We start from the raw sequence: 12,370 nt of genomic DNA on the forward strand, positions 1-12,370 counted from the left end.
ACGATGTTTTAATAGAGCGGCAACAACAATTTCACCATTCTGAATGTCAACAAAAAAGAAATGCTTTTTAAAATATGCTCTTGTCAGTACTTTATGCATTTGAAAAATAAATGAATGATCTTTTTTTCGCGTTTTACGAGTAAATCCATAAAAGGATATTGATTGAAAAATTCATGGAATAGCTTTGCCACTTTGCTTCATTCATCTGCCCTTGCTTGTCGATAAAGAAACATTGATACATCTCCTTTGAGCAAGTAAAGCAGGAAATCGAATTAATGCGCCCTTCCTATTGGAAAGGCGCCTGCCGTTTTACTGTGCAAAATGTTTTTCATCAGTGAGTTTTTATAAAATCATTTATTAATTGATCAGTTGTCAATATTGTGGCAAATTCATCATGCAATGTAGCTAGAGATATATTATGAATAGTCGCCGCATCATAATATGTATCATTTTGGTCTCTCATTCCGAAGGCTGCTGTTGCATCTGAAATCAGGTATGTATCAAACCCTAAATTACCACTCATTCTTGTGGTTGTTGATACACAGTGAGGCGTGGTTAAACCAGTTATTACTACAGTTGTTATTTCATTTAATTTTAAGAGTTCTTCTAAATTCGTTCCAATAAAGCTGCTATTTACTGTCTTGGTTATAATGCTTTCTTCATCCATAGGCTTAACTATTTCCTTTATCGCAAACCCTTCATTCTTTGGATGGAATAAAGAATGAGGTTTATCAGAAGTGTGTTGTATGTATATGACTGTCCATCCTTTTTCTCTCCATAATTTTAGTATTTTACTAATGTTTTCTTCCGCCTTTACGTTATTTCGTTCCCCCCATTTTTTATCATCAAAGGCTTTTTGCACATCCACAATGATTAAAGCTTTTTTCTTTTCTTCCACAAGATAGCCTCCTACGTAGAATTTCTATTTATTACTACATTTTAAATACAAATTTTACTTTTGTACAATTGTTTAATGATGAATTTCAAATAAGCGCCCTCTTTATTGGAAAATGCGTTCTAAACTGCAACTGTGCCCAAGCCGTTAACCTTCAATAATCTAATCTGAGAATCACTGGCTCTACAGAGAATGATAAAAAGCACTCTAATAACGAGTGCCGAAATTAGAAACTATTGATTTAGAAGCCATTTGATACGCTCAGCTGAAAAGATGTAGTGGAGTATTATTAGACATAAAAAGACAATACCAACTGGTTTTAAATGACTAAAATAAAGCGCTGCAACAGCCATTGCAAAGATCAATAATTCAATAACTAACCTTGTTATCCCTTTTACAGCTATTACAGTTTGTCCACTTCGACTAGGATCATGAGGTACTGCAAATACAGACCAGACAATCATAACTGCAATAGGCAAAACCAAAGTTAAAACATATTTAAAATAACCATTAAAGCTTATCCAAGCAAACACCCCTAAGGAGATTAGTGCAGCGATTTCAAGGGTGAATCTTAAAAGTAAATTAGTCTGATTCAGTTTTTCCAACTCCTCTATAAAAAACACCCCCCTAGGAGATGCTCTTTCTCTGCTTTATTTCAGCGTATAAAAACTTTTCTGTTCTTCCTCTTTAGATTCTATTGTAGTTTTCGGCGAGATTACCTCTACTTTTGAAGAGATGATACCGACTGCTGCTGTTACCAATGCTCCGATTAATAGAACGATGATAAGTATAATGAAATATGACAACTATTCCCCTCCTATCCAGTTAATTATCCAAATAATCAGGAAGTTGTCTACAATTTGCAGAATTTGTCGAACGAAGTAATGAATATACCATAAAAGCTGAATATTGACCTCGCTTATCGCTGGGAGGCTTTACTCGTTGTATGAATTACAGTAATAATCTGCCTTCCCTTTTGAGAAGACGTTCCTCTCTTATATCCATTTGTTGCAACTCAGCTAGACTCTTTCTCCTTTTGGCGCAGCTGCTTCTATTCCAAATTGAGCAACACCTGAATGTTTCATTGGAATTTCTGAACCATAGGTCGTTGCTGAATTTGTTGCAAATGCATACGTAGGATTAGTCGAATGGTGGTTGAAAAACGAAATGCCTTACCCACCTCGAGTGATGGCAGAAAAAGTGGGGGTTTTGTTAGAGAGGAATCTATAGATATGTGTATCTAGAAGATTTGACAGCATTAAAAATTATACTTACATCGTTGGGAATAGGCCAACAATAAAGCGGAAGAACGTTGTCATTTGAAGTGTTTGGAATAAAAATGATTCGAATATGTTCTTATCATTGGTAAACGAACAAAAAAAGAACATGTTTTGAAAAAAGATAGATCAAAACATCTTCTTATATGTTGTCATAACGTAACTTTTTTATAAAAAGGTTGATTACATTTTCGGGGCTTCCAAACCAAATTTTGCCCATTCTTCTTTTGCTGGACCATAAATACCTGGAACAGTTAAACCTGCTTGTCTCATAAGAACAGTCATTTGTCCCCGATGGTGATTTTGATGTTGAATTAAAAACATCAAAAGTGAACCGTTAGGCAATTGTTGTCCGATAAAGTTGATACGTTCTTGAAGTGTATGGTCAGTCCATTGGGTTTTTAATGCCTGTACAAATGCATTACTGGCTTGATGATAGCTGTCAGCTATAAACTGAGCTGAAGTTGGAACAGGATAATCTTCAGCTGGGGCATGGAACGTTAAGTCTGTGTTTGAGGTAATGATGCGAATGGCAGCAACAGTATGCCAAGCAATACGGCCTAGAGTCCAATTTTGTGAAGTTATTTCTTGTTTAAGTGATTCATCAGTTAGACTATTTAATAGTTTCTGTGTAGCATCTGCTTCGAACTCCCAAGATTTCAAAAAATGGTCTAAGGTTTGAAACACAAAAATCCTCCTTTTTATTCTTTTGTTTTTTCAATGTACCTATAGGTTAATTATAATGCCTCTTTTCGTTAAAAAGAACAAAAATTTTGGACAAGAATAATCATAGTAAAATGCGTAGACATTCTTAAACGTAATGATTTACGCATCTTTTTCAAACATGGTGACTCCTTGGTCTCCATTGTCAGCGAGAATCAAATATCAAATGAAGACAATCCTATATTCTTATCACTTTACTGAGCAATAAATACCTTCCGTATACTTAGTGATGCCTTCATCGTAATCAGGATACTTATATGCAAAACTTTCTGATACAGCTTTTGAATACTTTCTAAATAATGCATAGCAAGTAAATAAAGACTTCCACATTTCCTGATACCCATTCACAGAATATGTAGACATGAGTTCCTCCCATTCTTTATTTGAAAGGTACCGTTTCATAAATTTATAGTTCTTCCCCATACTAAATGAATACCCTTTCTGAGATGCGATATGCCAGGCCATCATTCTCAATAAATTAGGACGTACAATTTCATTTAAATGGTCAATGGCAAAAAGGATTTCATTTCTTGCTAGTCCTTTTACTACGTAAGTCGAAACCATCCAGAACTCATTACAGCAATCATCAAATTCCCTTGCAGTCGGCTTTTTCATCCAGTATTGGCGATCATTCGGGGTCACTTTATAGTTGATGAACGAATCCTTATCGAGCAAGACCTGAACCAAACCATCGTTATTATCAAAATAATCTTCTGCTTCACGAATTGGAATAAGGGTTAGATCTAATTTGTTGCCATCCTCAAAAAGAATAATGTATGAAAACCAATTACCTAATTCGGGAGGAAAAAGCTCCATATCTTCTGGTTTTTGCATCATAATGCGCTTCCCAAAAATTTCGAGCCACTGATCATTTTCTTTAAAAGATTCTACATCAGTTACAAAATACGAGATGTCATAATCTTGGAACTTGTCAGGAGGGATATTTCTGTTTGTACGTGACCCTTCCAAAGTGACCAATCGGATTCTCTCATCGTTCAAAACAAAGTCCAAGAAAATGTCCATCATTTCCTGCTCACTTCGCATCGCATGTTCCTCCGTTTCAGCCTTAATATCTAACTGTAAAATCGAATATTGACCTGTACGTCTTATAGATTTTTTTACTCTTGAATGTGATGTATTCTTCTAAGCTTTATTTTATATGATGTTCTCCTATATATCATTCAAAATTAAGATGCAAGACATCTCAAAATCAGATATCAACTATGAAGGACTACATAAATATTCAGTTTTTTGTAGAGCCGCCATGGGACGACACTATCTTTGACACACTTTAATCCCCCCTTGCTTTATCGTCATGTTAACTGGTATGAGAGATTGACAAAAAGAAGGAAAACGATATATTTAAGCGAATACGAGTTTTTGAGTAAATTTTAAAATGACACTTTTTTCAAAAATCATGTCTAAACGGGGGGATTCGGTATGAATGAATTTATGAAGAAGTTTTCCTTAACAAAACCGATTATTCAAGCTCCAATGGCTGGCGGTATTACAAAGCCCCGACTTGCATCTGCAGTTTCGAATCAAGGTGCTCTTGGCAGCTTAGCATCGGGGTATCTTACACCAGACCTGCTAGAACAACAAATAAAAGAAATGTTTGAGCTGACAGACGCTCCTTTTCAAGTGAATGTGTTTGTTCCGCTAGGTCTAGAGATGCCACCAAAAGATCAGATTAAAAAGTGGAAAGAAAACATACCGTTAGCTAATCAAGTAAATCAATTCACATCTGTACAAGAAGAGTGGGATGACTTCTATCAAAAAATTGATCTTATTTTAAAATCCAAGGTTAAGGCTTGCTCATTCACTTTTGATCTGCCGCCTGAAGACGCAGTAAAGGAGCTAAAAACCGCTGGATGCTGTTTAATAGGAACCGCTTCAACAGTAGAAGAAGCATTGTTAATGGAAGAACGGGGAATGGATATAGTAGTCCTTCAAGGAAGTGAAGCCGGTGGACATCGCGGAGCATTCTTACCTTCCAAAGGTGAATCTGCCGTAGGTTTAATGGCTCTGATTCCACAAGCAGCAGATGCACTGAGCATACCTGTCATAGCTGCTGGGGGAATTATGGACCACAGAGGAGTAAAAGCAGCTTTAACCCTTGGAGCCCAAGGAGCTCAAATCGGTTCTGCCTTTTTAATTTGTCACGAGAGTAACGCACATCCAGTACATAAACAGAAAATACTAGAAGCAAACGAAGCAGATACAAAGCTTACGACATTATTTTCAGGTAAAGAGGCCAGAGGAATCGTAAATAAATGGATGGAAGAAAATGAACAGTTTGAGACACAAACCCTTCCGTACCCTTATCAAAATATACTAACGAAGGCAATGAGACAGAAGGCTTCACTTCAAAAGAACCATGATCACATGTCTTTATGGGCAGGTCAAGGGATACGGTCATTGACTGAGGAAATGTCGGTTAAGCAGCTTTTAAATCAGCTTTGCCAAGAGGATATAAAAATATAGGCGCACCTCATTGATAGAGCAAAAAGCAAACTTCGACAGGCAGTTTGCTTTTTTTCGTAATTTCATCCTCTGACTCTGGAAATCTCAATACTCCTACATTTTCAAAGCTAATTGAATCGGGTTACCAATCATCCCATTGATACGATGCGATCTTAATGATTTCACCACAACCACAATACATCACCAACATTTCGATCTAATCTCCTCTTCTCAAATTTTGCTATCTATTCGAAAAATCGATAGCTCCCATATTACATTCGAATAGTAAAATGGTTGTTTTTCGTTTGATTCAGATGATATAAAGTCATATGATAAGAAAAGAATGAGACAGAAAGCGTGAGAAGTGATGAAAATAGGATTTTTTGATTCTGGAATTGGTGGCATGACTGTATTGTATGAAGCCATAAAAGTTCTTCCTTATGAAGATTACATTTTTTATGCAGATACGTTAAACGTTCCATACGGTGAAAAATCAAAGGGTAAAGTTAAAGAATATATTTTCAATGCAGCTGAATTCCTGGCCAGTCAAAATATCAAAGCTCTTGTTATTGCGTGTAATACAGCCACTAGCATTGCGATAGAGGATCTTCGGAGAAACTTCGACTTTCCGATAATCGGAATCGAACCCGCTGTAAAGCCTGCTATAAATAAATGTACAGAGGAAAGAAAAAGAGTTCTCGTAGTTGCTACTAATTTGACGCTTAAAGAAGAGAAATTTCATAATCTAGTTAAAGAAATTGATCACCATGACCTTGTTGATTGCTTAGCTCTTCCAGGACTAGTTGAATTTGCTGAGAACTTTGATTTTAGTGAAGACAAAATCATTAAATATCTAAAGAACGAACTATCTTCTTTTGATTTGAAACAATACGGAACGATTGTGTTAGGATGCACTCATTTTCCGTTTTTCAAAAACAGTTTTGAAAAACTGTTTGGGATAAAAGTTGATATTATTTCAGGCAGTGTCGGTACTGCAAAACAGTTGAAAAAAGTTCTTGCAGATCGTAATCAGCTTGGTAAAGGATCGGGCTCAATCACCTTTTTCAATTCTGGCCATAAAATTGTAGACCAAGAAGTCATATCAAAGTACAAAAGATTGTTTGAAATATTAGATGAAACTCAAAAGAGTCATGTTGGACATTGAATGTAAGGGGCTCTGGTTATAAACAATTTTTCAGTAAATTTACAAAAGAGAGAAGTATGAATTCTCGGGTTTGTTATCCAATGTAAATGAAAAAGACAGTCTCCTGAAGGGAAACATGAACTAAGAAGCGGGCTTAAAAAGCCCACTTTTTTTCTAACATACAATTGAGTTATGCACACATCTCTGATTACAGTGTTTTCGCTCTTTCCCCTCTTATTTCTCCCCCATCTCTATAGCTTTTCTATTTCAATAAAGCACAAGTATCGATTGAAAAGTTATCGTAACATGTACACTTCACAGGACATTTTTCGAGATTGCGAATCGACCGTTTGCCAGATATAAAAAGTCATAATGTGTAAATCCTGTGTCTATTTGCATGTTAATTATGGAATTATTTTCATAATGTTTTATAATACAAGATGATAGCGTTTTTTAATTATAATAATAGGGGGAAATAATGATGATGAAAAAAGGACTGCTTGCGGGTGCGCTTACGGCAACTGTGCTTTTTGGCACATGTGCAGTAGATGTGCCGGGTATTATTAGCCCAAAAACCGCAGAAGCTGCATCACAGCTAACTGATGGAATCGGCGGGAGGGCTTACTTGAACAGCACTGGTGCCATTTTTGTTACGAAAATCCAGCTTCCTAGCTCCATTCAGGTTTCAAATGGGACAGCCTACATCTACTCTGGCTTTAGCGGAGGCACAGAATCCGATATCGGGTTTCAGTACAGTGATAAATATAATGTATGGAAACCATATATGAAAGTTGGTTCAAAAGGGCAGGATCAGGTTCAGTACCTCGAAGGAGGAAGCCAATTCACGAATACGAAAGGCTTCCGTCCCGGCAGCACCGTACAACTTACCATCTACAAAAACCTTAACGGCAATACCCGCGCTACATACTGGGGCACGAACAATGCGGGATACAACGGCCGTCTCATTTCAGAAATCAGCAAAACAAATGTCGGCTCCATCTCAAAATGGAAAGCGCTCGCTACAGTTGCAACAACAGGTTCACGCCAATCTATCAAATCAAATTTTTCAACATCTTTTACAAACATCACCATCGACAACAAAGCAATAACACCTGTAATTGATACACAAGACTTCGCAAAAGTAACTGTCTCAGGCAACAGTGTCAGTTTATCCGTTGTGAAAAATTAAAACATGTTAAACATACAATGCGTTAGGCTATTGAGAAGCTCTCGATAGTCTTAAAGGGGGCTTAACATGCCCCTTTTTTCATTTCAATTTAACTTTCAGTTAGCTTCGGTACATGCCGTCTATCTCCGTCTTTTATCTGGGTAAAGTAAGGAGCAGCTCGCCCCTTCTGAACCTGTTCCATTTGCTCAACGCAAAAGGTGTGCATCACTGTCTTAAAAATGTTAAAACAAATGCACTTTATTATTAGATGAGGCATGCTTACGCTCGATATGCAAGTCAAATGATTAAGGGTCTGCAAGAGAGAGAAGTTTTGGGTGTAATTCCATAAAAGAGGGATGTCTTCATATAGCTCGATTGCATCAGGAAGATTAGCCAGCGATTGGCCGAGAACAACACATCACTTTGAAACGGATTCATTCCAAAATGATAAGTATGATCCCATAACTAATATAGATCAGTTAGCAGTCCAGCCTTAGGCTAAAAAATATTTTTACATCAATTAAACTAGTATCACTATCGAATAAGCTCGATCTGCATATCATGTACTATCCTCTTTTAAGGAAGGTGATGTTATGAGGTCATTTCCATTAATTGTAGTTCTATTCATCCTATTAATCATCGTTGGGACATCTTTCTTTGGTGGCTATTAAGAACACACCTTACCTCATATCCATCAGACGCCATAAGAAATCTTTATGGCGTCTGTTTTTATTAGATTTAAACAAAACCATTAAAGTGGGGCCATGCAAACACACCTATGGAGATTACTGCCACGACTTGTGAGGGAAATGTTCTTCTCTTTATGGACTATTGTCGATCAAAAGAGAAAGTTGAAATACCTTTTTATGGTGAGATGAATCATATAAAAGACCGCAAAGCTTTCTTGAAGAAGCTTTGCGGTCTTTGGGTCTCTTTTTTGCTTTGTATAAGCCTATAGATTTCAAGCGGAATCTACTGCCATACATCCAATGATTTTATTTTGAAATAGGTTTCTTCTACTCTTCATGTGGGATGAACTCAAGGTATGCACGTCACAATAATGTGGCGGATCCTGAATGGTCTCAATCAGTTTTTTACCCATTCTATCAATTCTCCACAGAAAAAAATGGCTATGGCAGAACAACTTTCATAGAGTAATCATCATTTAATGAGCCATCATCTCATGGGCAATATCGTGTCCATCCATTTTTGACGGGTAGTAGGTAGGCCAGTTTTTGACTTCATCAAGTAAAGCTTCACGGTCGTCCCCCCAATAGAGATGGTAATGACTAGCTTTAGTCGGGTAAATACTATGATCACTAAACTGAATATACTGAGGCAGCCCTTCTGCTTTTTTAGCTAGTTTGAATATGTATCTTACCCCTCTATTGCCCGCATCATAGGTTAGAATTTCGTATCCGTCATACGTATACTTACCAGAATATTCTTTTCCATTTTTGAAGAACGTTACAGTATCTTTCTGGATTACAATACGGTCAACATCTGTTTGATAGCCTTTTTTATAATACTCTTTATATTCTTCAGCTGTCTTGCCGCCTTCGTATTCTGATTTATATGAAAACACTTCGTCAAGAGTACCATCTTGCAGGTATGGATATACAGATTGCCAATCTCCTTCCCAATCAGAAAGTAAGCGATCCTTTACTTGGCTGTTTTTAAAATAGCCTTCATATATTTTTTCTGTTTCTTCATCATGCGCATGACTATGATCGTGAGAATGTTCGTGTGTATGACTGTCAGATGTTTGCTCTTGCGTTTTGGAAGAGTCTTCTTCAACTGCTGAGGATGATGTTGTTTGATTAGACTCACCTGCAGAAGAACCGGAAGTCTGACATCCTGCCAAAACTAGTAATGAACCAATCGTTAATATGCCTAGCCGCTTTGAAAATAAAATGTTCATTCCAACACTCCTTTTTTATTAAATCGAAAACATTACGATTTATATTATACATGCATCTCTTGCAAACATCAAAGGGAAAATGCTTTTCATGCGGATGGCCTATTTTAAAGGAATAACTGACTATGTTCATCAGTTATTCCTTTAAAATGCGAAAGTCTACGATATTTCCATATCGATCCGCTTCAATATGACAGCACCCCTCAAGCAGCTGTTTTAATTTTCTCCGTCCGCGTTGTACCCTTGATTTTGCTCCCGAGTAAGAAATGCCGAGCTTTTCACTCAACTCTTTTTGTGATAACCCCTGGAATTCAGTTAACTCGAGAGCCTCTCGATACTTTTCAGGCAACCGTTTGATGGTCGATCGAATACACACAGTTGCTTCCTTGGTGAAATTTTCTTCCTCTGCACTGTCATTAAAATGTAGAACATCAGGCAATATTTCGCTTGTTTTTTTTGTACGGTAAAAATCAATAATCGTATTTCTAGTGATCCGATAAATCCAGCTGTCGATCTTTTGTTCATCGATCAGATTTGGGAGATGCACTTGTATTTTCATAAATACGATTTGCAAGAGGTCATCAACGATAGATTGATCGTTAACCCTATGTGAAATATATGTTTTTAACGGCTGATGAAATTGATCCCATAGATCCTCTATATTCATTTGAAAAAACCTCCTATAATTTTGCGTCTGCTTTACATTTGCTTCGTCTTTTTAATCGTAACAAAGAGCGAAACAATTGTTGAATCAATTGTATTGCAGCTGTTGCAAAAAATAATGATAAAGGAGAGGTTTGTTGTGGAGTATACCTATTTAGGGAGAACAGGATTGCGGGTGAGCCGTTTATGTTTAGGCACGATGAATTTTGGAGTTGATACAGACGAAAAGACTGCGTTCCGTATCATGGATGAAGCGCTTGATAACGGCATTCAATTTTTTGATACTGCCAATATTTACGGCTGGGGCAAAAACGCAGGATTGACAGAGAGCATCATTGGAAAATGGTTTGCACAAGGAGGACAGCGCCGCGAGAAAGTTGTTCTGGCGACAAAAGTATATGAACCGATTTCTGATCCGAATGACGGACCAAATGATATGAGGGGCTTGTCTCTATACAAAATCAGACGTCATCTGGAAGGATCACTGAAGCGGCTTCAGACAGATCATATCGAATTGTACCAAATGCATCATATCGATAGGCGGACACCGTGGGATGAGATATGGGAAGCTTTTGAGACTCAGGTTCGCTCCGGCAAAGTAGACTATATTGGATCCAGTAATTTTGCAGGCTGGCATTTAGTTAAAGCGCAAGCTGAAGCTGAAAAACGGCGATTCATGGGACTCGTCACTGAACAGCATAAGTATAGTTTATTAGAACGAACAGCTGAGATGGAAGTGCTGCCGGCTGCACGGGATCTTGGTTTAGGAGTAGTGGCGTGGAGTCCCCTTGCAGGAGGGCTTCTTGGCGGGAAGGCATTGAAAAGCAATGCCGGAATTCGTACAGCAAAAAGAGCAGATTTAATTGAAAAACATCGTTTGCAACTCGAGAAATTTTCAGATTTATGCAAAGAACTAGGAGAAAAAGAAGCAAATGTGGCTTTGGCATGGGTGCTGGCGAATCCAGTTTTAACTGCGCCGATCATTGGACCACGAACGGTTGAGCAGCTGCGTGATACGATAAAAGCCGTTGAAATCAGTCTGGATAAGGAGATTCTCCGCATGTTAAATGATATCTTTCCCGGACCTGGAGGAGAGACACCTGAGGCATACGCCTGGTGATACATTCATTACTCAATACTGACATTTTTCTTATATATTTATACTGAACTATCATATTAGGAAAGACAAGAGCTTGTTTGTCTCTTGTCTTTTCCACATCATGCTGAAAATGCTGGCTAAACATCGACAAAAACGCTGCCGTTTTATTCATTTAATGCTTATTTGATTACGAAATTACCGTACTCGTTAGAACGAACATGAATTGGTCCGTTTAGATTATAGTTGTTCTCCTTGGCGATAGAGCGAAGCACGTCCACACGGGCAACTGATTCTCTCCATTCGTCACGGGTGTCATGATTGGCCGGATTCATCAGATCGTCATAGCGTACGTCCAAGAATTTATTTAACCACTTCTTCTCGTCTATTCCGTCTTTAGGTGATCCGCCCGCTTTTTTGTTCGTACGTTTAATCAAGGCATAAAAAGAGTCAGGGTCATCACCATCGCCATGCTGAATAACCGTATCGTACATCACAGCTCTTGCCAATGCTGTTTTTAGTCCGGCATTATCCGATCGTTTCATGGCAGGCTGATAATACAAACGGTCATTTACTTTGTCTTGGGCGGCGCGAAATTCCTTATCATTCGCAAGCGACTTCCAGGCAGAAGCGAATCCCTTGAGATTGCTTGTATCATCGCTTTCTTCCTTGGCCAGACGGCGCAATTCAGGCAGATACTTTTTCAGTTTGTTATTCGGAACTGCCTTTGTGTATACTTCCACTACTTCCAATGCATCCCCGGTAGCCGTTGTAAAGCCTGCCCGTCCGCATGTATAGCCTCGCCCGTCATCCAATCGCTCTACATATCCATATTGGATCTCCGTTGTGCCGTTTTCAAAGATACTTGTCAGCTGTTCCGCCCGGCGCTTTTGATCTTTATTCAGTCCCGCCGCAAAAACCGTTTCGCTCATCATCAGGGTAAAAAACATGGTGAAAACAAGTAATGAGATCGCTGTTTTTTTCCAAAAATCTGCTGTTTGCATACTGATTTTCATTGCACTT

13 protein-coding genes and 2 pseudogenes are annotated in these 12,370 nt (G+C 38.0%); 6 read left to right on the forward strand and 9 right to left on the reverse strand.

What is annotated here, in order from left to right; translation table 11 throughout:
- Window positions 1-331: 331 nt before the first annotated feature.
- The 3 genes from NYE49_RS13455 to NYE49_RS13465 all read right to left on the reverse strand — a co-directional run bounded on the left by NYE49_RS13455 (window position 332) and on the right by NYE49_RS13465 (window position 1,701).
- Entirely contained in the window at window positions 332-898 is a 567-nt protein-coding gene (locus tag NYE49_RS13455; protein WP_047182930.1) for a cysteine hydrolase family protein, read from the reverse strand.
- Between the two features lie 230 nt (window positions 899-1,128).
- A complete protein-coding gene (locus tag NYE49_RS13460; RefSeq protein ID WP_080344277.1) occupies window positions 1,129-1,500 on the reverse strand; it encodes a YrdB family protein in 372 nt (123 codons plus the stop codon).
- A gap of 45 nt (window positions 1,501-1,545) precedes the next feature.
- The gene (locus NYE49_RS13465; protein WP_014477443.1) at window positions 1,546-1,701 is read right to left on the reverse strand and encodes a hypothetical protein; all 156 of its coding nucleotides are present in this window, start codon (window positions 1,699-1,701) and stop codon (window positions 1,546-1,548) included.
- 280 nt (window positions 1,702-1,981) lie between these two features.
- Between NYE49_RS13465 and NYE49_RS13470 the strand changes: the two are divergent.
- Window positions 1,982-2,125, forward strand: a pseudogene (locus NYE49_RS13470) (TetR-like C-terminal domain-containing protein); the annotation flags it as partial.
- Window positions 2,126-2,355: 230 nt separating this feature from the next.
- Here the strand turns inward: NYE49_RS13470 and NYE49_RS13475 are convergent.
- Window positions 2,356-2,859, reverse strand: a complete 504-nt coding sequence (locus tag NYE49_RS13475) for a DinB family protein (protein WP_015251612.1) — start codon at window positions 2,857-2,859, stop codon at window positions 2,356-2,358.
- Window positions 2,860-3,084: 225 nt separating this feature from the next.
- Window positions 3,085-3,939, reverse strand: a complete 855-nt coding sequence (aadK, locus tag NYE49_RS13480; protein WP_047182932.1) for an aminoglycoside 6-adenylyltransferase AadK — start codon at window positions 3,937-3,939, stop codon at window positions 3,085-3,087.
- 396 nt (window positions 3,940-4,335) lie between these two features.
- Between aadK and NYE49_RS13485 the strand changes: the two genes are divergently transcribed.
- From NYE49_RS13485 to NYE49_RS13500, 4 genes are all read left to right on the forward strand, one after another.
- Window positions 4,336-5,379: a nitronate monooxygenase gene (locus NYE49_RS13485; RefSeq protein ID WP_174616766.1), complete on the forward strand. Its 1,044-nt coding sequence runs from the start codon at window positions 4,336-4,338 to the stop codon at window positions 5,377-5,379.
- Between the two features lie 346 nt (window positions 5,380-5,725).
- Window positions 5,726-6,523, forward strand: coding sequence for a glutamate racemase (murI, locus tag NYE49_RS13490; RefSeq protein WP_047183571.1), 798 nt, complete (start codon window positions 5,726-5,728; stop codon window positions 6,521-6,523).
- Between the two features lie 460 nt (window positions 6,524-6,983).
- Complete coding sequence (locus NYE49_RS13495; protein WP_015483480.1) at window positions 6,984-7,691, forward strand: YrpD family protein; 708 nt, start codon at window positions 6,984-6,986, stop codon at window positions 7,689-7,691.
- A 572-nt stretch (window positions 7,692-8,263) separates the two neighbouring features.
- Window positions 8,264-8,341, forward strand: a complete 78-nt coding sequence (locus tag NYE49_RS13500; protein WP_072175780.1) for a YjcZ family sporulation protein — start codon at window positions 8,264-8,266, stop codon at window positions 8,339-8,341.
- Window positions 8,342-8,642: 301 nt separating this feature from the next.
- On the opposite strand, the pseudogene NYE49_RS13505 reads toward NYE49_RS13500, so the two are convergent.
- The 3 genes and pseudogenes from NYE49_RS13505 to sigZ all read right to left on the reverse strand — a co-directional run bounded on the left by NYE49_RS13505 (window position 8,643) and on the right by sigZ (window position 10,255).
- Window positions 8,643-8,772: pseudogene (locus NYE49_RS13505) on the reverse strand (hypothetical protein).
- Window positions 8,773-8,835: 63 nt separating this feature from the next.
- Window positions 8,836-9,591 carry a metal-binding protein ZinT gene (locus tag NYE49_RS13510; RefSeq protein WP_015384187.1) on the reverse strand — a complete coding sequence of 252 codons (756 nt, stop codon included), beginning with the start codon at window positions 9,589-9,591 and terminating at the stop codon, window positions 8,836-8,838.
- A gap of 133 nt (window positions 9,592-9,724) precedes the next feature.
- A complete protein-coding gene (sigZ, locus tag NYE49_RS13515) occupies window positions 9,725-10,255 on the reverse strand; it encodes an RNA polymerase sigma factor SigZ (RefSeq protein ID WP_021480181.1) in 531 nt (176 codons plus the stop codon).
- A 135-nt stretch (window positions 10,256-10,390) separates the two neighbouring features.
- Between sigZ and NYE49_RS13520 the strand changes: the two genes are divergently transcribed.
- Window positions 10,391-11,371 (forward strand): aldo/keto reductase, encoded by a 981-nt coding sequence (locus tag NYE49_RS13520; RefSeq protein ID WP_029318151.1) that lies wholly within the window; start codon window positions 10,391-10,393, stop codon window positions 11,369-11,371.
- Window positions 11,372-11,529: 158 nt separating this feature from the next.
- Here the strand turns inward: NYE49_RS13520 and csn are convergent, their stop codons facing one another.
- Complete coding sequence (gene csn / locus NYE49_RS13525; protein WP_047182934.1) at window positions 11,530-12,363, reverse strand: chitosanase; 834 nt, start codon at window positions 12,361-12,363, stop codon at window positions 11,530-11,532.
- Between the last annotated feature and the right edge of the window lie 7 nt (window positions 12,364-12,370).

The organism is Bacillus sp. FSL L8-0358 (assembly GCF_038593095.1).
GTDB lineage: Bacteria > Bacillota > Bacilli > Bacillales > Bacillaceae > Bacillus > Bacillus subtilis.

Excerpts from the sequence above, each read along its gene's own strand:
- aadK (WP_047182932.1), bottom strand. The coding sequence starts at position 3,939 with ATGCGAAGTGAGCAGGAAATGATGGACATTTTCTTGGACTTTGTTTTG.
- NYE49_RS13485 (WP_174616766.1), top strand. The coding sequence starts at position 4,336 with ATGAATGAATTTATGAAGAAGTTTTCCTTAACAAAACCGATTATTCAA.
- murI (WP_047183571.1), top strand. The coding sequence starts at position 5,726 with ATGAAAATAGGATTTTTTGATTCTGGAATTGGTGGCATGACTGTATTG.
- NYE49_RS13495 (WP_015483480.1), top strand. The coding sequence starts at position 6,984 with ATGATGAAAAAAGGACTGCTTGCGGGTGCGCTTACGGCAACTGTGCTT.
- NYE49_RS13500 (WP_072175780.1), top strand. The coding sequence starts at position 8,264 with ATGAGGTCATTTCCATTAATTGTAGTTCTATTCATCCTATTAATCATC.
- NYE49_RS13510 (WP_015384187.1), bottom strand. The coding sequence starts at position 9,591 with ATGAACATTTTATTTTCAAAGCGGCTAGGCATATTAACGATTGGTTCA.
- sigZ (WP_021480181.1), bottom strand. The coding sequence starts at position 10,255 with ATGAATATAGAGGATCTATGGGATCAATTTCATCAGCCGTTAAAAACA.
- csn (WP_047182934.1), bottom strand. The coding sequence starts at position 12,363 with ATGAAAATCAGTATGCAAACAGCAGATTTTTGGAAAAAAACAGCGATC.